The organism is Piscibacillus sp. B03, from assembly GCF_052246295.1.
In the GTDB taxonomy this organism is placed as follows: domain Bacteria; phylum Bacillota; class Bacilli; order Bacillales; family Alkalibacillaceae; genus Piscibacillus.
On sequence record NZ_JBQQCO010000010.1, the window covers coordinates 99,667 to 120,696 of the forward strand.

The window sequence follows — 21,030 nt, forward strand, 5'->3', positions numbered from 1 at the left end:
GTGGGCGGTGTAAAATATGAAATATAAGAAGAAAGAACGACAAGAAAAACTAGTTGAGATGATAGAAGAAACGCCTTTTATTACGGATGAAGAATTAGCGAAAAAGTTTGAAGTTAGTATCCAAACCATTCGGCTCGATCGTTTAGAATTATCTATTCCGGAATTACGTGAACGAATCAAACATGTTGCCAATAAAAACTGGAATGAGACGGTTAAAGCCTTACCAATTGATGAAGTAATTGGTGAGATTGTTAACCTGGAATTAGACAACCTTGCAATCTCAATCTTAGATATTAAAGAAGAACATGTATTCTCTAGGAACCAAATTGCTAGAGGGCATCATTTATTTGCGCAAGCTAACTCTTTAGCTGTAGCTGTAATTAATGACGAACTAGCTTTAACAGCTAATGCAGAAATAAGTTTTACAAGGCCGGTAAAAGTAGGGGAGCGTGTGGTTGCTAAAGCTTCCGTTACTGGTCGTGATCAGAAAAGAACTATAGTAGACGTAAGAAGTTATGTTCAAGATGAAGTAGTGTTTGAAGGTACCTTCTATATGTATCGAAGTACTGAAAAGTAAAAGGGGTTCGAAATGATGAGAATTGCAATTGATGCGATGGGTGGAGACAATGCCCCTGAAGCGCCAGTTAAAGGGGCTTTAATGGCAGTTGAACATTATTCAGATTTAGAAATTACACTATATGGTGATGAGGAACAGATTAAACAATTTTTAAGTTCTAAACATTCTCGTATTCAAATTCACCATACAACTGAAAAAGTTGAAAATACCGATGAACCTGCTCGTGTTGTTAGAAAAAAGAAAAATGCTTCAATGGTTTTAATGGCAGAAGCCGTTAAAAATCAAGAAGCGGATGCGTGTATATCTGCAGGAAATACTGGAGCTCTCATGAGTACAGGATTATTTAAGGTAGGTCGTATAAAAGGGATTGATCGACCAGCACTAAGTCCAACGTTACCGACCATTGATGGTAGTGGCTTCTTATTGTTAGATGTAGGTGCTAACGTAGAAGCAAAACCCAATCATTTATTACAATATGCGATTATGGGTTCAATTTATGTTGAAAATGTAAGAGGGGTAAATAATCCAAGAGTTGGTTTACTGAACGTAGGAACAGAAGATCAAAAAGGGTCTGAATTAGTTAAAGAAACCTTTCAATTGCTCCAACAAGCACCAGTTAATTTTATTGGAAATGTAGAAGCGCGTGATTTGTTAGATGGAGTAGCAGACGTTGTTGTTACCGATGGATTTTCCGGAAATATTGCGCTTAAATCTATTGAAGGTACAGCAATGAACCTATTTTCAATGATTAAAGATACATTCATGAAAAATACAAAGACAAAACTAGCAGCAGCACTAGTTAAATCAGATTTAAAAGATATTAAAGATCAACTAGACTATTCAGAATATGGTGGTGCAGGCCTGTTTGGATTAGCTGCACCAGTTATTAAAGCGCATGGTTCTTCGAATGAAAGAGCAGTATTTAATGCTATTAAACAGACATATCATTTAGTAGAAGCCGATGTTGTAGATTTAATCGGCAAAGAAGTTAGAGCATTACAAGAACGGGAGGGGTCCTAATGAAAAAAGTAGCTTTTTTATTCCCTGGTCAAGGCTCTCAAAGTGTAGGGATGGGACAAGACTTTTATAATTCATTTGATTCTGTAAAAAAATTATATCATCAAGCAAATGAAGTTCTAGGTTATAAGTTAACTGACCTTATGTTAGATGGTCCTAGCGATGAACTGACTAAGACAGAGAATGCTCAACCTGCTTTACTTCTAAATAGTGCAGCTATATTTGATATTTTGAAAGAAGAGGGTATTAAGCCTGCTATGGTAGCCGGTCATAGCCTGGGAGAATATAGTGCATTATATGCTGCTGGAGCATTATCCTTTGAAGATGCCATTCAACTCGTACATAAAAGAGGAAAATACATGGAAAAAGCTGTACCAACTGGGCAAGGTACGATGGCAGCTGTCTTAGGTGTAGATGCAGACGTAATCGAGGAGGTTACACAAGACGTATCTAATCAAGGTGAAACAGTTAACGTTGCAAATTATAATTGTCCTGGCCAAATTGTGATTTCTGGAACTGTTGCCGGAGTTGAACAAGCATCTGAAATCCTAAAAGAACGTGGTGCAAAGAGGGTCTTACCATTGAACGTAAGTGGTCCTTTCCACTCCGATTTAATGAAACCAGCTAGTGAAGATTTCAAGAATGAATTAGGACATGTGAAGATAAATGATGCTGACATTCCTGTTTACGCTAATGTAACAGCCGAAGCTGTGCAACATTCAAACGAAATTGAAAAGCTATTAGTAGAACAACTTTATTCACCAGTTCAATTCACACAAACGATTGAGAACATACTAAAAGAAAATGTTGATGCATTTGTTGAAATAGGAAACGGAAAAGTCTTATCTGGTTTAGTCAAGAAAGTTCATAGAAGAGCTAAAATCTTTACAATTAATGAAGTTGAAGCTCTTGAAAGTTTTAAAAGTTGGTTAAAGGAGGAAGAATAATATGTTAGACGGGAAAGTGGCTTTAGTGACAGGAGCTTCACGTGGAATCGGTAGAGCGATTGCGCTTGAATTAGCGAGTAAAGGTGCTAATGTTGTCGTGAACTATGCTGGAAGTACAGAACGTGCAGAATCAGTTGTCCAAGAGATTAAAGGCATGGGACAAGATGCCATTGCTGTTCAGGCTAATGTGGCAGATGCAAGTGATGTCAAAGAAATGGTAAAGACAACAACTGATCATTTTGGGTCTATTGATATTCTCGTAAATAACGCAGGAATTACTCGTGATAACTTACTAATGAGAATGAAAGAAGAAGAGTTCGATGATGTCATTGACACGAACTTGAAAGGTGTTTTTAACTGCATTAAAGCTGTCACACGCCCAATGATGAAGCAACGTGGTGGTAAAATTGTTAATGTCGCTTCAGTCGTTGGCGTTTCAGGAAACCCTGGTCAAACGAATTATGTTGCTGCAAAAGCAGGAGTTATTGGTATGACGAAGTCAGTTGCTAAAGAATTAGCTGCTCGTCATATTAATGTGAATGCAGTTGCGCCTGGTTTCATCACGACTGATATGACAGATGCGTTATCTGATGAAGCTAAACAAGGTATGTACGACATGATCCCGTTAAACCGACTAGGAGAGCCAGAAGATGTAGCAAGAGTGGTACGCTTTTTAGCAACAGAGGATTCTGATTATATTACTGGTCAAACAATTCATGTTGATGGTGGTATGGTCATGTAATTACACCTAATTTAATAGGTGGTAAGAACCTTTTGAAGGGAGGTGAAATAAATGGCAGATGTATTTGATAAAGTAAAAGATATCATTGTTGAACGTTTAGATGTTGATGAAGCTAAAGTTACGAAAGAAGCTTCATTTAAAGACGATTTAGAGGCGGACTCATTAGATGTTGTTGAATTAGTAATGGAATTAGAAGATGAGTTCGACATGGAAATTTCTGATGAAGATGCAGAAAAAATTCAAACAGTTGGTGATGCTGTTGATTACATAAACAGCAACCAATAATAAAATTTATAGGGGGTGGCTTTAAAATTTATAGCCATCCTCATCTTATTTAAACGGGTGAGAGAAATGGATTTCAAACAATTACAAAACGATATCAACATTCAATTTAATAACGAAGATTTATTAAAACAAGCCTTTATGCATACATCGTATGTGAATGAGCACCGAGAACAACAACTTGAAGACAATGAGCGTTTAGAATTTTTAGGAGACGCTGTGCTTGAACTAGCTGTTTCTCAGTATTTGTATCGCGAGTATAAGCAGATGAGTGAAGGAGAATTAACAAAATTTCGCGCCAATATAGTATGTGAACCATCATTAGAAAGGTTTGCTAAAGATCTAAATTTGAATGAATATCTTTTGTTAGGTAAAGGTGAAGAAAAGTCGGGCGGACGTGAACGACCTTCACTACTTGCTGATGCTTATGAAGCTTTAATCGGTGCAATATACTTAGATCAAGGATTTGATCAAGTTATTTCATTCTTAACGGAGTTTATGTATTCGAAAATCGAACCAGGTGCTTTTTCACATGCGATGGATTATAAAACTCAACTACAGGAGCTAGTCCAACAAGATGGAAAGCAGGTCCATTATAAAATAGTTGATGAAATTGGTCCCGCACACAATAGAAAGTTTGTTGCCAATGTTTTCGTTGGTGAACAAATGAAAGGCCAAGGTACCGGCCGCACTAAGAAAGAAGCAGAACAAGAAGCTGCAGAAAAGGCATTGAATGAATTATAAAAATAAATACTCCCTTTTGGTAGACAGCATTAAAAACTGTTACTAAAAGGGAGTATTTTAATTTAAAGCCTATTAATTAATGATTGAGTTTGTTTGATATAGTGATTCGCTTTCGGTGGACGCTTTCCACGGGCATGGCTTCAACTATTTTTGAGAAAAAATTCATTTTCTCAAAAAGGATTTTCAGTTCGTGCTGTTCCCGCGACGAACAGGACGATCTAGTGTCGGCGTTGGCCACAAATGTTACTTGCATTACTTCTTTGCCTAAGTTTGCGCAGAGTAATCGTAGGCGCAGGACGTGGCCGCTTTTAGCCGACCTGGAGTCGCCACCTTCGCTCATCACTATTCAACATAACATCAACATTCTATTTTTGACTTTTAAATTAACCTTTAATTCTCAATAATAAAATGGCCTTTAAATAATAATTATCTATTTTTATTTACGTAACTTTTTTAATTCATCAATAATAGCATGAATCTCAGGTACACTTACCTGATTTTTACTTTTAACCATATCATGTAATTGCTTAATTTCATCATAATCATCTAAGCTAAAGTTTTCGTGATTCATGATTGTAGGGTTTAATACTTGCAATTGTTTAGACATATCATCAATGATATATTTCAAATTTTCTTCTGTAGCTTCGTTTAAATTCATTCCGTTCACTCCTTCGATTTATTCGCAACCTTCTTCAGCCACTGATTTTATGATAAAATAAAAAAGTTCAGATGTTAAGATTAGAACTGAAAAATTGAGTAGGTGTTTACATATGTTTTTAAAAAAATTAGAATCTGTAGGCTTTAAATCATTTGCTGAACGCATTACGGTGGATTTCGTGCCAGGTGTTACAGCAGTTGTTGGGCCTAACGGAAGTGGGAAATCAAATGTTACGGATGCTATTCGCTGGGTATTAGGCGAACAATCAGCAAAATCACTACGTGGAGCAAAAATGGAAGACATCATTTTTGCGGGTAGTGATTCAAGACGCGCATTAAACGTAGCAGAAGTAACGCTAACTTTAGATAATAAAGATCAACGTTTACCAATAGATTATGAAGAAGTTGCTGTTACTCGTCGCGTGTATCGGTCTGGTGAAAGTGAATATTTAATAAATAAGCAACCATGTAGGTTAAAAGACATTGTCGATTTATTTATGGACTCTGGGTTAGGTAAGGAAGCTTTTTCAATTATTAGTCAGGGTAAAGTAGAAGAGATCTTAAGCTCAAAATCAGAAGAACGTCGGTCAATTTTTGAAGAAGCCGCTGGAGTATTAAAATATAAGCAACGTAAGAATAAGGCTGTTAAAAAGTTAACTGAAACCGAGGATAACTTAAGTCGTGTTGAAGATATCATTCATGAAATTGAGGGCCAATTGGAACCGTTAAAGGAACAAGCGGCAGTGGCTAAAGAATATTTAGAGAAGAAAGAAGAGCTTGAACAACATGAAGTATCTTTAATCGTTACAGAAATTGAAAACATTCATACCGAATGGGGTCAGTTGCTTAAGGAAATTGATTCTTTAAAAGAACAATTAATGGAAGAGAAAACGACTATACAGGCTGATGAATCTAAGGTTGAAGAATATGGACAACATATTCAAGGATTAGATCAAAAAATCGAAGGCCTTCAAGATCAAAAACTAACATTAACTCAGCAAATTGAACAGCTAGACGGGCAAAAAAATCTACTAGTAGAACGTCTAAAACATTATGATGAAAGTAAAGAGAAACTTAATCATGATATTAAAGAAAGTCAAGATCAAATAGAACAATTTGAACTTGATTATGAAGATCAAGAAATGAAGTTAAAATCATTAGAATCTCAAAGGGATGAAACAAAGAAAACAATTAGTAATATTAATAAAGATATTGCTAACTCAGGTGAAGATATTGAAGAGCAAATTGAATCAATGAAAGCTGAATATATTGAGATTCTTAATGAACAAGCAGCAAACAGGAACGAAAAAGCATCAATTGAAAAACAAATTGAACAAACAAAAGCTCGTAAACAACGCTTAGATGAGAGATTTGAAAAACTAATTGAAGAGCGAGAGTCTTTGGAAGAAGACCAATCAGCACAAGCGAAAGAGAAAGTCGCTTTAGAAGAAAAACTTAATTCAATTAATAATCAATTAAGTGAGTTACAAGAGACAAACCAAAGCTTATCTGAAGAGATTCGCCAAGATGAAGAAAAGCTTTATAAAGGATATCGAATCATTGAACAGCTACGTTCTAAAAAAGACATGCTTGAAGACATGAAAGAGTCTTATAGTGGTTTTTTTCATGGTGTTAAAGCAGTGTTGCAAGCAAAAGAAAAAGGCAATTTAGATGGAATACATGGAGCAGTCGCTCAATTAATGGATATACCAAATGACTATGTGACAGCTATGGAAACGGCATTAGGTGGACAAGCTCAACATATTGTCGTTGGTAAAGATCATGAGGCGAGACAAGCGATTCAATGGTTAAAGAAAACAAATAGTGGGCGTGCGACATTTTTACCAATGTCTACGATTAGACCTCGCCAAGTTGATTCAAGACATATTCAACAAATTGAAAACCATGGTGGCTTTATAGGTGTAGGAAGCGAATTAGTGAAATATGATGCTTCTTATGACGGGATTGTAAAAAATTTATTAGGGAACGTATTAATCTCAAAATCGCTTAAAGATGCGAACGAATTAGCTAGTTCAACGAATCATCGTTATCGGATTGTGACGTTAGAAGGTGATATTGTTAATCCAGGTGGTTCAATGAGTGGTGGTGCTAAAAAACGCTCAAACCAAACGTCATTATTTACTAGAGACCGCGAGTTAGAGGAAGTTCAAACTAAGCTGAATGATTTTGAAACAAAGAGTTTAGATTTTGAACGAAAACTAAGCGAGAAAAAAGACCGTCATAAGAACATTCAAGAAGATTTACAGCAGCAACAGGTCAAAAAAGATGAATTATATGACAAATATCAAATGGTAAAGGAAAATTATCAAGCATTACAGGCAAGACTGTCTAATATTAATGACCAACTTTCCGTTTATGATCAAGAGAACCATCAGCATGAAGAAGAAATGAATTCTTTAACACAACAGTTATCAAGTATTACAGAACATTTAGAAACTCAAGAAACTCAGTCTGACAAGCTTCGAAAAAAGATTGACAATTTATCTTCGAATCAATCAGACTTTAAGGCCAATATTGAAAAGCATAAAGAACGATTAAACCATATGCAAATTAGGCTAGCGGAACAAGAAAGTGAAGTCAGAAATCAGAAAGAGCGTTTAAATCAGATTCAAGAAAGCTTAAACGAGGCTCGCCAAACTAAACAACAATATCAAGATGAATTAAATCGATTAGAGGAATCACATCAAAATGCGCAAACGGTTGATAGTTTATCTGACAACATTAAAGAAGCTCAAACTCAATTAATCGAGATTAATGATCAACTAGGTCAATCTCGTGAAGAGCGTCAGAGAGTAACTCAAACAAGAGAAGATCTTGAAAGAGAATTAAAAGAACGTAACAGACAATATCAACAACGAAACAGTCATATGCAACAACTTGAGGTCAAAGCGAACAGACTTGATGTTGACTTAGAAAATCGTTTGAATCATTTACGTGAAGAGTATATGCTTACATTTGAAAAAGCTAAAAAAGACTTCGGTCTAACTGAAGAAATTGATGAGACGAGAGAGAAAGTTAAACTAATTAAACGCTCAATTGATGAACTTGGTACGGTAAACCTAGGTTCTATTGAAGAGTATGAGCGAATTCAAGAACGTTACGAATTTCTAACGGAACAACAACAAGACTTACTGGATGCAAAAGATACGTTACACTCAATTATTCAAGAAATGGATGAAGAAATGGTACGTCGCTTCAGTGAGACGTTTAGTCAAATCCAAGAACAATTCGCAATTGTATTTAAAGAATTATTCGGTGGAGGACGTGCAGAATTAAAATTAACGAACCCAGATGATCTACTCGAAACAGGAGTCGATATTATCGCACAGCCACCAGGCAAGAAGCTTCAAAACCTTGGTCTTTTATCAGGTGGAGAAAGAGCTCTTACAGCTATTGCCTTGTTATTTGCGATTTTAAGAGTTCGCCCAGTACCATTCTGTGTGCTGGATGAAGTTGAAGCAGCGCTTGATGAAGCCAATGTTATGCGCTTCGGTAAGTATTTGAAGGAATTCTCACAGCATACACAATTCATTGTGATCACCCACCGTAAAGGTACGATGGAAAACGCTGATGTGCTATATGGAATTACAATGCAAGAATCAGGTGTATCTAAACTTGTATCTGTTAAGCTAGAAGAAACAGAAGAGATGGTACTAAACTAATTGCGAAAGGAAGACGTATATGGGATTCTTTAAAAAGCTTAAAGATAAAATTAACAATCAAACTGAACAAGTTACAGATAAATTTAAAGATGGAATGTCTAAAACGAGAGATTCATTTACGTCAAAAGTGAATGATCTAGTTGCCCGATATCGCAAAGTTGATGAAGAGTTTTTCGAAGAACTAGAAGAAATCTTAATCTCTGCAGATGTTGGCGTCTCAACTGTTATGGAGCTAATAGAAGAATTAGAAATGGAAGTAAAGCGTCGTAACATTCAAGATACTGAAGAGGTCAAAGAAGTCATATCTGAAAAATTAGTAGAGATTTATTATGGAGACGATGATTCTTCAATTGAGGAATTACACTTAAATGAGAATGGACTTTCGGTTATTTTGACAGTAGGTGTGAATGGTGTTGGTAAAACGACGACAATTGGTAAATTGGCCCACCAATTAAAGCAAGAAGGTAAATCCGTCCTACTAGCAGCTGGTGATACGTTTAGAGCTGGTGCCATTGATCAGCTTGAAGTATGGGGGGAGCGTACAGGTGTTGATGTCATTAAACACTCGGAAGGAAGTGACCCTGCTGCTGTTATTTATGATGGCATACAAGCAGCTAAATCACGTGGTGCAGATGTCTTAATCTGTGACACTGCAGGTCGTTTACAAAATAAAGTTAATCTAATGAACGAATTGGCGAAAGTGAAAAAAGTGATTTCTCGAGAAATTGAAGGTGCTCCACACGAGACACTTCTAGTCTTAGATGCGACAACTGGACAGAATGCCTTAAGCCAAGCCAAAACGTTTAAAGAAGCAACGGATGTATCTGGAATTGTTTTAACTAAGTTGGATGGGACAGCACGAGGTGGAATCGTGTTAGCAATTCGAAATGAGTTAGATATTCCCGTTAAATTTGTTGGATTAGGAGAACAAATGGAAGACTTACAACCATTTGATGCACATCAATTTGTATACGGATTATTTGGAGACTTAATTACTGAGGAATCCGATGAATAGAGGAGGCTGCTTGTGTTAGAGAAAACGACACGGATTAATTATTTATTTGATTTCTATCAAGAATTACTAACACCCAAACAGAAGAATTATATGGAATTATATTATTTGGAAGATTATTCTCTTGGGGAAATTTCAGAGACTTATGATGTTAGTAGACAAGCAGTTTATGATAATATAAAACGTACAGAGGCTATGCTTGAAGAATATGAAGATAAATTAGGTTTATATAAACGTTTTGAGCAACAAAACCGTTTATTAGAAGATATGAAAGAAGCACTCTCTAATAAAGACTATAATCAGTTAAAATCTTTAGTAACAGAGATGGAAAACCTAGATTAGGAGGACGGTCAAATGGCATTTGAAGGATTAGCCGACCGATTACAAGGTACGATTAAGAAAATTACCGGTAAAGGTAAAGTAACCGAACAAGATGTCAAAGAAATGACGCGTGAAGTTCGATTAGCACTACTTGAAGCCGATGTTAACTTTAAGGTCGTTAAAGATCTGATTAAGCGAATTAAAGAACGCGCAATTGGACAGGACGTATTAGAAGGATTAAACCCTGGACAACAAGTTATTAAAGTCGTCAAAGAAGAGTTGACTGAGTTAATGGGTGGCGAGCAAAGCAAAATTGCTGTTGCTAGCAAGCCACCAACTGTTATTATGATGGTTGGTTTACAAGGTGCCGGTAAAACAACGACAACTGGAAAATTAGCGAACCATTTACGCAAAAAGTATAACCGTAACCCGATGTTAGTAGCGGCCGACGTGTACCGTCCAGCTGCCATTAACCAATTAGAAACATTAGGTAAGCAATTGGATATGCCTGTTTTCTCAAAAGGAACAGACGCAAACCCAGTGGATATTGCCAAAGAAGCACTTGCTGAAGCAAAAGAACAACATAAAGACTATGTTTTAATCGATACAGCAGGTCGTCTACACATTGATGAAGGATTGATGGATGAACTTCATAATATTAAAGAGGCCGTGAATCCGGATGAAGTTTTCCTAGTTGTTGATTCCATGACAGGTCAAGATGCTGTTAATGTTGCGGAAAGTTTTGATGAAAAATTAGACATTTCTGGAGTTGTTTTAACAAAGCTTGACGGTGATACTCGTGGTGGTGCAGCACTATCAATTAGAGCTGTGACAGGTAAACCAATTAAGTTTGCTGGTATGGGTGAAAAATTAGATCAGTTAGAAGCTTTCCACCCTGATCGCATGGCATCAAGAATTCTTGGAATGGGTGATGTCTTAAGCTTAATCGAAAAGGCTGAAACTGAAGTCGACGAAAAGAAAGCTAAAGAAATGGAACAGAAAATGAAGGATATGTCCTTCACGTTTGAGGACTTCCTTGAACAAATGGCGCAAGTACGTAACATGGGGCCATTAGATGAACTCATCAATATGATGCCTGGAGCTAATAAAATGAAAGGCATGAAAAACATGCAACTTGATGAGAAACAGATCGATCATGTTGAAGCCATTATCCAGTCTATGACTAAAGAAGAACGTACGAACCCAAGTGTGATCAATGCAAGCAGGAAAAAGCGTATAGCAAAAGGTTCTGGTACGTCAGTTTCTCAAGTGAACCGTCTATTAAAACAATTTGATGAAATGAAGAAAATGATGAAGCAAATGATGGGCGGCAAGAAGGGTAAGAAAAAAGGTGGAATGAATTTTCCTTTTATGTAATGGAAAAATACTTTACACACTTTTAGACATCTGATACAATTTATTCTTGTGAGAAGGAAATTTGATGGAGGTGTAAATAATGGCAGTAAAAATCCGTATGAAAAGAATGGGTTCTAAAAGAAAACCATACTATCGTTTAGTAGTTGCTGATTCACGTTCTCCACGTGATGGTCGCATTATTGAACAGATTGGCACATATAATCCTTTAAGTGAAACTCCAGAAGTTTCAATTGATGAAGATAAAGCGTTAGATTGGTTATCTAAAGGCGCTAAGCCAAGCGACACAGTTCGTAACCTATTCTCTAAAGAAGGCATCATGACGAAGTTTCACGAATCAAAAGCTAAATAGTAAAGGTTAGTGATATCATGAAAGCCTTAATTGAAACGATTGTACAACCACTTGTCGATTATCCTGAAGAAGTTCAGGTGACTGTTGAAGAAACGGATGAAAAGATCCGTTATCATTTAACGGTTAACGAAAATGATGTAGGCAAAGTGATTGGTAAGAACGGTCGAATTGCAAAAGCAATCCGAACAGTCGTTCATGCCGCTGGATCAGATATTAATAAAAAAATATTTGTTGATATTATGTAATGGGAGAGGTCTAACCTTTCCCATTTTTACAATCATATATTTTGCAGTTGAAATACACGTTGACTGATTAAGAGACAAATTGTATTTCAACTGCATAATGTTGTGAACAGCTCTGTCCTACAGCAATGCATTTATAGATTAGAAGGTGATTTAATGTGAAGATTTTAAGAAAAACAACTGTTAAACAAGTCATCACTGATCAAAGTCGAGAATTAATTAAAGAGAAATTTAATCAAAAAATAGGACAGGCTAAAAAAGAGTTAGAACAACTTCAATTTGAGAAGAAAAAACTAACCTATCAAAAGCAATTCAATTCATCAAAAGTTGAGGAACGATTTTCAGTTGAAGAGAATAAACGAAAACAATCAATTCAGTGGCTAGAACAACAAATTGATCAACTCGATCGCATACCAAATGGAAGTGAGCTAATCGAGGGAGAAGTTGATGAATTGGTAGAGGTTAAAGTTGGAGACCAATGGGATGCCGTTACTGGAAATAGAACGATTACCATCAAAGACGGACAAATTATAGATATTAATTAGGGTGAACATATATGGAACGTTATTTCAATGTAGGTAAGATTGTGAATACACACGGAGTTAAAGGTGAAGTCAGAGTAATTGCCGTGACAGATTTTGAGGAACGCTTCTCTCCGGGCAATCCATTATTTTTCTTTAAAGAGAATGAGGACCAGCCTGAAGAGTTAACTATTAAAACACATCGAAAACATAAACAATTTGACCTTCTATCGTTCGAATCCATGGATAATATTAATGATGTTGAGCGATTAAAAGGTGGAAACTTAAAAATACCTGAGTCAAGCATGCATGATTTAGAAGAAAATGAGTTTTATTTTCATGAAATCATTGGCTGTGAAGTATATAATGTCGATGGAGAATTGATTGGTAAAGTTAAAGAAATTCTACAGCCTGGTGCCAATGATGTTTGGGTCGTTCAAAGGCATGGCAAAAAGGATGCCCTAATCCCTTATATAGAATCAGTTGTTAAAAGTGTAGATGTTCAAAACGGAAGGGTCATTATTGAGGAGATGGAAGGGTTATTAGAATGAAGGTTGATATATTAACTCTATTCCCTGACATGTTTAGAGGTGTTTTTGAAGCCTCTATTTTAAAGAGAGCTCAAGAGGTTAATGCGTTTAATTACAGACTCATTGATTTTAGGGAATACACGGATGACAAACACAATAAAGTGGATGATTATCCGTATGGTGGCGGTGCTGGGATGGTCTTGAAACCACAGCCAATATTTGATGCTGTTGAAGATTTAGTTAAAGCCGAGAAGAAGAAGCCAAGAGTGATTTTACTTTGCCCGCAAGGTGAACGATTCACTCAAAAGAAAGCAGAGGAATTGGCTAAGGAAGATCACCTTATTTTTATTTGTGGTCATTACGAAGGCTATGACGAACGTATTCGTCAACATTTAGTAACAGACGAAATTTCCATTGGAGATTATGTTCTGACAGGTGGAGAACTCGGCGCCATGGTCATTACAGACAGCGTTATTCGTTTACAACCAGAAGTATTAGGTAATGATGAGTCGGCTGTTAAAGATTCATTTTCAATGCAATTACTCGAACATCCTCATTATACAAGACCTAATGATTTTAGAGGGATGAAGGTTCCAGATGTATTAACATCAGGTCATCATGGAAAAATAGAAGAATGGCGTACTTATGAATCATTAAAACGAACTTACCATAGAAGGCCAGATTTATTAGAAAGTGCCCAATTAAGTGAAACGGAACATAAAATGCTAGAGAAAATTAAGGCAGAAGATGTTGCAACAGATAGTTGATTATGATATATTAATCTAGTGCTTATGTGTTGATTATAAGCTGAAAACGATGTTCCGCTGCGGATTAAGCAAGAGCATTAGTGAGAAGGAGTGAAAGAGAATGCAAGAACTTCTAAACAAAGTAGCTCAAGATCAGTTACGTACAGATCTTCCTGAATTCCGTGCTGGTGATACAGTTAAAGTTCACGTTAAAGTTGTTGAGGGTAACCGTGAACGTATTCAGGTATTCCAAGGTGTTGTTATTAAGCGTCGCGGCGGCGGCATTAGTGAAACATTCACTGTACGTAAGGTATCATACGGTGTAGGAGTTGAACGTACGTTCCCTGTACATTCTCCACGTCTTGATAAGATTGAAGTTACTCGTCGTGGTAAAGTACGTCGTGCGAAACTTTATTACTTACGTAACCTACGTGGTAAAGCTGCAAGAATTAAAGAAATTCGCTAATAAGCGAAAAGTAGCGTCATAACAACGTTTACAAGACACTAAAGGGTGGTTTCTCCTAGAGGAGGGACCGCTCTTTTTTACGTTTTCCCTCCTTAAAAATTGACGTCGTTATTTTTAAAAATAGTGCGACCTAATAGTGCGTCCTAATATTAAAGGAGGTTTTATAATGGGCAAGGCGAGAAAGAAGTTACTACCACGAGGTAGAAGTATTAAACTAGGCGAAGACTTACAAAAGGAAGTCCGCCGAGTAACCAAAACAAAGAAAGCGTGGTCGTTTGACGAGACGGTCAAGGACTTCATGCGTGAGTGTGAAATGAAAGAGTATTCACACCATACGTTAAAGTTCTACGAGCGTGAAATCGGTCTAGTACGGCAACATTTAATAGAAGTGGGCGCCGATCTTAACGACCTAGAATTAGTCACAAAAGATAATGTTTATGAGGTCATAACCTTAATGAAGAGGCGTAGTTTAAAGAAAATGACAATTCATGCACGTATGAGAGCGTTAAGAGCCGTCTTTAATTTCGCCGTACGTAAAAATCTTTTAGCTAAGTCACCTATGGAGGACATCGGACTTCCACGTATCAAACACCAAGTCGGCGCCACCTTGACGAAAAGTCAGTTAAAACGTCTTCTCGACGCACCTGATCTTTCAACGTTCATAGGCTTACGTGATTATGTCCTCATGCTTACTTTCGCTCACACAGGCGCTAGGGTTAATGAGGTTGCTGACTTGACGATTCAAGCCGTTAATTTTGAAGAGAATGCAATCACGTTCACAAGGACGAAAAACGGCAACGTGAGACGAATACCAATGACTAAACAACTTAGCAAAGCCATGCAGACGTGGTTTAAGGTCCGTGGTTTAGACTTAGAAACGGAGGCACTATTCATTACGCAACTTGACAAGCGTATGGACGCAAGGCAAATGCAAAAGAGACTAAAACAATACGCGAGGCAAACGCGAGTAGAGGAAGAGGTTTCCGTGAGTCCTCACGCTTTTAGACGAACTTTTGCGAAATTGAAGATACAAAGCGGTGTAGACGTATTTACTGTTCAAGCGTTAATGGGGCATTCTTCCCTAGACCAACTACGACAATATGTCATGTTATATAGCGAAGATTTACGTAAGGGTGTAGAGTTCGGTATCGATTGGGATTAATTTATATATTTTAGAGCATTGAATTAAATAATAATTCGATGCTCTCTTTATTGTACTTGCTACTATAATGGAATTGTTATTTTATAGTCCTTTTATACTTTGAACCTGACTCAATTATTTGATATTTATGTACAAACATCACTTTCAAACCAAGTTTATTTTGTAATTGATTTCTTATAACTTCGGCTCGCATTGGGAATTTTTCAGCAACAATACAGGCATATTTGATTTTGTTAGAATCGTTTATTTTGGATATTTTACTAATTATTTTTTTAATTTCTTTTTCGCCGATCATCCCTAATTTAACTTGTATATAAAGGATTTCACTTTCATTTTCACCAATTAAATCTACCTTGTTAACTTTATCGTAAGTTGCAGTAGCTTCTCTCATGGTATAACCTAATTTCCTAAAGTATTCCATCGTAGCTACTTCAGATAATTGACCTTTTGCAACTTGAAACGTATTTAAAATCTTAGAAAGGTCTTCTTGTTTGGCGCTCACATTATATGGGTGAGGTGAGTTTACGTAACTTGAAACATAATTTCCTTTGTATATCTCTATTACAAAGAAATCTTCTTCATAAGAAATAATTTTGTCAATAATCTCATTAATTAAATCATCGATCTCAAATTCCTCAAGCAAAGAAGTGATGAACAAGCTACAAACTTCATGAGAAGTATTCTTCATAAAGTGCACATTTAATTGACCAATTTCCTCATTCCAATATTCCACGATGTACTGCTCGCTTGAGGGGGTTCTAATTACTCTGTTAAAAGAAAAATCACTCAATTTTTAATCCTCCTATTACTAGCTAGTTTTTGAATCTTCAGTTCTTTCTTTAGTTAATATTACCATAAATAGAATTTAAATATAGTTTGAAATGAAGATATAAACTTCTCAAATTTTAACTTCTGATTGCTCTAACGTCTCAATCCTTTCCTAGAACTCTTTGTCGGTCCGATGTAGGTTGTCAGCAGGGTTGTTGTACGCTAAATGAGGTAGGTTATGTATGCGATAATATTTGTCTACCATCTTACGTTTATTTCGTTCTAGTTTCTTCCGTTAGAGATTCATAGTCTTCAAATAATTAAGAATAAAATAATTTTAATTTTGTGATTTATTAATCTATAATGTTAAAAAAAGAAATATTTTTGGGGGCGATGTGTGTGGAGGATAACAATTATTTCAAAACACCTACTGAGATTGAAGAAGAAACAGGAAGGTCATTTAAGAGCATCTGTGAGGAATTATTAAATGAGGGACTTTCACCAACAGAAGTAGCTAGACAATTAAAGGTTAGGAATTCATCTTATATTACAAGGGTGGTTAGAGTACAGAAAAATACTATAAAAGAAGGCGATTATGATGAGTACACAGAAGTCCTTAAAAAACATAATGTAGCTTCAAGGTTTCCTGAACTTGAAAAAGCATTTATAAAGTATTTTGATATTACTTATGAGGATTATCTAAGAAATAAATATATTGAAGAAAAATTATCCCATTTTGAAATAGCGACTTTACTTGGGTGTAGTCAAAAATCAATAGAAAGACATTTAAAACATTACAATATTCGCAAGACAAAAAGTCAAGCTAGACGAGATGCAATAGATAAAGGGTTAATTAACTATGAAAAAATACATCAAAAATCAAGAATAACAAGAAGAAAATCTAATTCGCAATCACATGGTCAAGACCATTATACAGATATGTTTAAATCTTTTATAGAAGCACGTTTAACTTCAAATGATGATGTAGAAGTTGTGGTAGGATCTAACGAGTGGAGCATCTTAAAAAAATATGAAGTCGACATCCCCATAGTGTTCATTTTAGATAATCACTGTATTAAGTTTGCTATCGAAGTTAATGGAGCTTTTTGGCATGTAGACAGAACTAAATCAGATAAAGAAAAAGAAGATACTCTTAGCGAAAATAATTGGCATCTCTTTGTAATAGATTACTCAGACCATGTCGGCCCCGTTTATGAAGAAATGGAAATTATTGTTGAGTTAATGTTTGATGAAGTTAATCGAGTATGGGAATTATCGAATAAACAGATTAAATACTAAGAGGTTTCGTAATGAGGTGAAATTATTATTTCATACTTACAACTTAAACGGTATAAGTGTAAATACTACCCTTAACTTAGGAATTTTTGTATAAAACTTTTAGAACCCCGACAGCGACCGCAAGCTCGACCTCCCTCGCCCCCTATTAACCGTCACATATTCGATGTACAACCAAGTAAGCCAACGCCACTAACATCGTCCGCGTCGCCAACGGCTTTATCAGTCAGCAACGTCAGGGTCGGCAACGCTAACGGTGGTAGTGTCGCCCACACACGTCAACGCCGTCTACAGTCGCCCACAGTCGTCGCCTTGTCAACGTCAACGCCCTAGAGGTACCTTGTCCCTTCCTACTTGTTACGTGTGCATGACGGCTGACACAGACGTATGTAAGGACGTTAAGGACGTTAGTTAACTGTCGACCTATATGTCTTGCCGTTTATTAGACGTTACTGTGTGGCGTTGTGTGGCTTTGTGTGTCGGCAACGAAGACACTAATCGGCAGGGTTAGGCGTTGGTGCTTGCCTTGACACATACGACACCAAGCGGATTGGCGCGTCTAAAAGTGTTAACTTATAAACGCCTTTAAGATCGGCTTAAAAACGTCTTAAATTTCTCCTGTACAACGTTTAAAAGTTAGTCTATAATTAAACGTGCAAAAGTTAATAGACTTATAGACATTACGTTCGGAGGTATTCACTTATGAAAATCGGATATGCAAGAGTCTCAACGGTAGGGCAAGACTTGGAGACGCAACGTGAGTTATTAAAAGCGGAAGGCTGCGAAAAGGTATACGAGGAAATGGTAACGGGAACTAGCACGGCACCTCGTACAGAACTAGCAAAGCTACTCGACAGCGTACGCGAAGGCGAAACCGTTTATATAACGAAAATAGATCGGCTTGCACGGTCGATAACCGACTTGAATAAGATTGTGTCCGAGTTGAACGAAAAGGGCGTTTCCGTGACGTTTCTCAACGAGGATATGACGTTTAAGGCTGGCGAAAAGGTAAACGGTTTTAATACGTTGCTATTTAATATCCTCGGGTCATTCGCACAGTTTGAACGTGATTTAATCGTAGAACGGACAACGGAAGGGCGCGAAAAGGCGAAAGCAAACGGCAAGCACATGGGCAGACCTGCGAGTAGCTCCGACAAGGACATACGCAAGGCAATCGAATTGTATCGGAATAAGGACGAAAACGGTTTGAGTGTGGCGGACATTTGTCGACTCACAGGCGTTAAAAGGGCAACATTATATGCGAAGTTAAAGGCGGAGTAATGGTCCGTCTTTTTTTGTGCGCTAAATTGGACGCTGGCATAAACGCTCCTTGTGTTTTCGGTCGGCTCGTCTCGTGAACGGCTCGGGTGACGATTTCCACGCCACGCACACCTCCTACATATAGTACCTACACGTTTCAATGCCCCTGTATACAGCGTTATGTGAACGTAGGTGTAATTAGACCTGTTAAGTTAATTGCCTTTACAGTTGTTTTTGCGTAGATTGAATATTGCCATTGAAATGAACCACCTCTGCCATAGATTTGAGCCACTGCTGACACGTTTTTGAGCCACCTTTGCCATTATAGATCCAGGACTTTTGATCCCTATTAAAACTTCTGAAAACGGTCTTTACAAGGAGAGGTGGTAATGGTAGGCTTACCCGCCAGGCAAGCTCCTAGCTGCCGTTTCTTGCCTACAATCATTACCACAGAGGCTCCTTGTCAAGACCCCGATTAGGATAGCAATCAATATAATCAGTAGAATTTACCCATGGCTCATAAACATGGCAAGGTTGGATCTACTTTAAGGCAATAATCATAGATTTCCTCTTATTTACAACCTTCCATGATCCAAGTGAATTATTACACAAATTGATAAAATTTAATTTTTTGTCGTGAAAATGTCTCATTTTAGCTTGAAAAATTGGTATTACGAAGTAGGGGGTCATTAACACACAAAAAAACAAAACAGATGTTACAGAAATCAACTACAAATTGTTATTAGTAAGTAAGAGGGAAAAACAAATCGACCACAGGGGGATTATTACATGACACAACTTCGAGGCACAGAGCAAGTATTCGACAAAACGGAAAAGAGTAAGGAGGATTTTTTCGTCAAAATGCCGTACGACCTAATGCACTATGTCCACTTACCAGGCTATAAACCGCAATTTAACTACCCTTATACGATTCTAGTGGACTTTTATAACGCCGATTATGGTTACGCATTCCCAACGGAACACCAAATCGCTAGAAAATACGGCGTAAAATCGGTCAAAACGGTACGAAAGCACTTGCGATTTTTAGAGGACGTCGGTCTTATTAAGATCGCAAAGCCTAACGGAAATAAAATTTATGTGCCGTACAAACCGTTATCACAGGAGGAATTATTCCGTCAATGTCCACAGGCAGCCGAACGTTACCGAGAATTCATCGCAGAAGAGGACGCGGAAAAAAGGCGGGGTGGAAGGGTGTAACGGTAATTCTAATACCGTACTAACGGTAAAACAGGTTCTATTGATAGTAACGTTTTTACCGTATAACAAGATTTATTTTAACAAGATTTATTAACAAAATTTAAAAAGACTCCAAGGTAAACTTATTCGCTAACGCTCATTGTTTACACGAAAATCCTTACTACGTAAGTCTTTTCGAGAATAGTAGTGGACGTTAATTAATTATACAAGTATTTCCGTACGGAAGTTTATATAAAAGAACAAGTTTACTAATACACAGCAAAGGGGCGATCTTAATGGGGAAGAACACAAGTTACGTTAAAGAAGTACAAGCCGTTATAAATGAAGGCTTACCTGAAGAAGTCGCTATAGAATTATTCCAAGCCTTAACGGAACAATTCGAGGGCGTAGACGGTCACGCTGAAACCGAGCAATTTAAACAGAATCTATTACACTATCGTAAGTATGATTTAGTAGGATTTCGCCGAAATATAGACAAGGTCTGTCAGGATAATCCGTTACCTATCAAATTAAACTGGCGTAAAGTAAAGTATCAACCAAAACGCATCAAACGTTGTGAGATATGCGGATACTATTTCTATGACGTCAGTCGAAATGGACGGAAACTCACGTGCGACAGATACGGCGAATACTTTAGGTTTGATTTTACGAATCGAACATATCGTTACTACTATAAAAACGGCGTCAGGTTATCCGATTGCGCTGCCGAATATGAACGCAGAAGGAGAACGGGATCTGTACTTTACCCAAACAGTAACCGTAAACCTTACGAGGTTTTAATAGACTTTCAGCCGTCAGAGAATAACAAACAAGGACACGCTTTATTAAACGAGGTCGAAATGACCGCCTGGAAAAATAGATTAAATTAAAAAAATTAAACACATAAGCCAAAATCTATATAAACAAAGTAACAGTCCGTCTATTAAGTGAGAGGTCAAACATTGACCTGCTCTTTTTTATTTGCACCACTAATTAATAAAGTTTTATAAAGACCTGCGGTGGTATGTCAACAAAGAAATAATTAAATATTTGATTATCAAGGTTCAGATTTCTTAAAAAAGGCATTACGAAACTAGACCAGTAAATATTTGGTAATTACTGGAATTATTTAAA

Annotated in this window: 24 protein-coding genes; 21 read left to right on the plus strand and 3 right to left on the minus strand. The window is 36.9% G+C overall.

From position 1 onward, the window contains the following. Window positions 1-16 precede the first annotated feature (16 nt). From fapR to rnc, 6 genes are all read left to right on the plus strand, one after another. Window positions 17-577 (plus strand): transcription factor FapR, encoded by a 561-nt coding sequence (gene fapR, locus ACTWQB_RS08720; protein WP_443138799.1) that lies wholly within the window; start codon window positions 17-19, stop codon window positions 575-577. A gap of 15 nt (window positions 578-592) precedes the next feature. After that, on the plus strand, window positions 593-1,597 hold the full coding sequence (plsX, locus tag ACTWQB_RS08725; RefSeq protein WP_443138826.1) for a phosphate acyltransferase PlsX: 1,005 nt from the start codon (window positions 593-595) through the stop codon (window positions 1,595-1,597). Continuing rightward, complete coding sequence (gene fabD / locus ACTWQB_RS08730; RefSeq protein WP_443138800.1) at window positions 1,597-2,541, plus strand: ACP S-malonyltransferase; 945 nt, start codon at window positions 1,597-1,599, stop codon at window positions 2,539-2,541. The genes plsX and fabD overlap by 1 nt, the downstream gene beginning before the upstream one ends. A 1-nt stretch (window position 2,542) precedes the next feature. Continuing rightward, window positions 2,543-3,283: a 3-oxoacyl-[acyl-carrier-protein] reductase gene (fabG, locus tag ACTWQB_RS08735; RefSeq protein ID WP_443138801.1), complete on the plus strand. Its 741-nt coding sequence runs from the start codon at window positions 2,543-2,545 to the stop codon at window positions 3,281-3,283. A gap of 51 nt (window positions 3,284-3,334) precedes the next feature. Continuing rightward, entirely contained in the window at window positions 3,335-3,568 is a 234-nt protein-coding gene (gene acpP, locus ACTWQB_RS08740) for an acyl carrier protein (RefSeq protein WP_443138802.1), read from the plus strand. 66 nt (window positions 3,569-3,634) lie between these two features. Continuing rightward, window positions 3,635-4,309: a ribonuclease III gene (gene rnc, locus ACTWQB_RS08745; protein ID WP_443138803.1), complete on the plus strand. Its 675-nt coding sequence runs from the start codon at window positions 3,635-3,637 to the stop codon at window positions 4,307-4,309. 436 nt (window positions 4,310-4,745) lie between these two features. On the opposite strand, the gene ACTWQB_RS08750 is transcribed toward rnc, so the two are convergent. Next, window positions 4,746-4,967: a DUF1128 domain-containing protein gene (locus ACTWQB_RS08750; RefSeq protein ID WP_443138827.1), complete on the minus strand. Its 222-nt coding sequence runs from the start codon at window positions 4,965-4,967 to the stop codon at window positions 4,746-4,748. Between the two features lie 112 nt (window positions 4,968-5,079). Here ACTWQB_RS08750 and smc point away from each other — a divergent pair, with 112 nt between their 5' ends. From smc to ACTWQB_RS08805, 11 genes are all read left to right on the plus strand, one after another. Next, window positions 5,080-8,649: a chromosome segregation protein SMC gene (smc, locus tag ACTWQB_RS08755; protein WP_443138804.1), complete on the plus strand. Its 3,570-nt coding sequence runs from the start codon at window positions 5,080-5,082 to the stop codon at window positions 8,647-8,649. 19 nt (window positions 8,650-8,668) lie between these two features. Beyond that, window positions 8,669-9,664, plus strand: coding sequence for a signal recognition particle-docking protein FtsY (gene ftsY / locus ACTWQB_RS08760; protein WP_443138805.1), 996 nt, complete (start codon window positions 8,669-8,671; stop codon window positions 9,662-9,664). 12 nt (window positions 9,665-9,676) lie between these two features. Beyond that, window positions 9,677-10,003, plus strand: coding sequence for a putative DNA-binding protein (locus ACTWQB_RS08765; RefSeq protein ID WP_443138806.1), 327 nt, complete (start codon window positions 9,677-9,679; stop codon window positions 10,001-10,003). A 12-nt stretch (window positions 10,004-10,015) separates the two neighbouring features. Next, complete coding sequence (gene ffh / locus ACTWQB_RS08770) at window positions 10,016-11,359, plus strand: signal recognition particle protein (protein ID WP_443138807.1); 1,344 nt, start codon at window positions 10,016-10,018, stop codon at window positions 11,357-11,359. A gap of 79 nt (window positions 11,360-11,438) precedes the next feature. Beyond that, window positions 11,439-11,708 (plus strand): 30S ribosomal protein S16, encoded by a 270-nt coding sequence (gene rpsP, locus ACTWQB_RS08775; RefSeq protein ID WP_443138808.1) that lies wholly within the window; start codon window positions 11,439-11,441, stop codon window positions 11,706-11,708. Between the two features lie 17 nt (window positions 11,709-11,725). Beyond that, on the plus strand, window positions 11,726-11,953 hold the full coding sequence (locus ACTWQB_RS08780) for a KH domain-containing protein (RefSeq protein WP_443138809.1): 228 nt from the start codon (window positions 11,726-11,728) through the stop codon (window positions 11,951-11,953). A gap of 155 nt (window positions 11,954-12,108) precedes the next feature. Further along, window positions 12,109-12,495 carry a YlqD family protein gene (locus ACTWQB_RS08785; protein ID WP_443138810.1) on the plus strand — a complete coding sequence of 129 codons (387 nt, stop codon included), beginning with the start codon at window positions 12,109-12,111 and terminating at the stop codon, window positions 12,493-12,495. Window positions 12,496-12,506: 11 nt separating this feature from the next. Further along, window positions 12,507-13,022 (plus strand): ribosome maturation factor RimM, encoded by a 516-nt coding sequence (rimM, locus tag ACTWQB_RS08790; RefSeq protein WP_443138811.1) that lies wholly within the window; start codon window positions 12,507-12,509, stop codon window positions 13,020-13,022. Next, complete coding sequence (gene trmD / locus ACTWQB_RS08795) at window positions 13,019-13,768, plus strand: tRNA (guanosine(37)-N1)-methyltransferase TrmD (RefSeq protein WP_443138812.1); 750 nt, start codon at window positions 13,019-13,021, stop codon at window positions 13,766-13,768. Before rimM ends, trmD begins: the two co-directional genes overlap by 4 nt. Before the next feature lie 100 nt (window positions 13,769-13,868). Then, window positions 13,869-14,213, plus strand: a complete 345-nt coding sequence (rplS, locus tag ACTWQB_RS08800; RefSeq protein ID WP_443138813.1) for a 50S ribosomal protein L19 — start codon at window positions 13,869-13,871, stop codon at window positions 14,211-14,213. Between the two features lie 166 nt (window positions 14,214-14,379). After that, entirely contained in the window at window positions 14,380-15,375 is a 996-nt protein-coding gene (locus ACTWQB_RS08805) for a tyrosine-type recombinase/integrase (RefSeq protein ID WP_443138814.1), read from the plus strand. A gap of 76 nt (window positions 15,376-15,451) precedes the next feature. Here ACTWQB_RS08805 and ACTWQB_RS08810 read toward each other — a convergent pair whose 3' ends face one another. Continuing rightward, complete coding sequence (locus tag ACTWQB_RS08810; RefSeq protein ID WP_443138815.1) at window positions 15,452-16,165, minus strand: hypothetical protein; 714 nt, start codon at window positions 16,163-16,165, stop codon at window positions 15,452-15,454. Between the two features lie 377 nt (window positions 16,166-16,542). Between ACTWQB_RS08810 and ACTWQB_RS08815 the strand changes: the two genes are divergently transcribed. Then, window positions 16,543-17,442 carry a hypothetical protein gene (locus ACTWQB_RS08815; protein ID WP_443138816.1) on the plus strand — a complete coding sequence of 300 codons (900 nt, stop codon included), beginning with the start codon at window positions 16,543-16,545 and terminating at the stop codon, window positions 17,440-17,442. A gap of 699 nt (window positions 17,443-18,141) precedes the next feature. Beyond that, window positions 18,142-18,720 (plus strand): recombinase family protein, encoded by a 579-nt coding sequence (locus ACTWQB_RS08820; protein ID WP_443138817.1) that lies wholly within the window; start codon window positions 18,142-18,144, stop codon window positions 18,718-18,720. Between the two features lie 157 nt (window positions 18,721-18,877). On the opposite strand, the gene ACTWQB_RS08825 is transcribed toward ACTWQB_RS08820, so the two are convergent. Beyond that, window positions 18,878-19,000, minus strand: a complete 123-nt coding sequence (locus tag ACTWQB_RS08825; protein WP_443138818.1) for a hypothetical protein — start codon at window positions 18,998-19,000, stop codon at window positions 18,878-18,880. Between the two features lie 488 nt (window positions 19,001-19,488). On the opposite strand from ACTWQB_RS08825, the gene ACTWQB_RS08830 reads away from it, so the two are divergent. After that, window positions 19,489-19,917, plus strand: a complete 429-nt coding sequence (locus ACTWQB_RS08830) for a helix-turn-helix domain-containing protein (protein WP_443138819.1) — start codon at window positions 19,489-19,491, stop codon at window positions 19,915-19,917. A 275-nt stretch (window positions 19,918-20,192) separates the two neighbouring features. Continuing rightward, window positions 20,193-20,786 (plus strand): hypothetical protein, encoded by a 594-nt coding sequence (locus ACTWQB_RS08835; protein ID WP_443138820.1) that lies wholly within the window; start codon window positions 20,193-20,195, stop codon window positions 20,784-20,786. The last annotated feature ends 244 nt before the right edge of the window (window positions 20,787-21,030 follow it).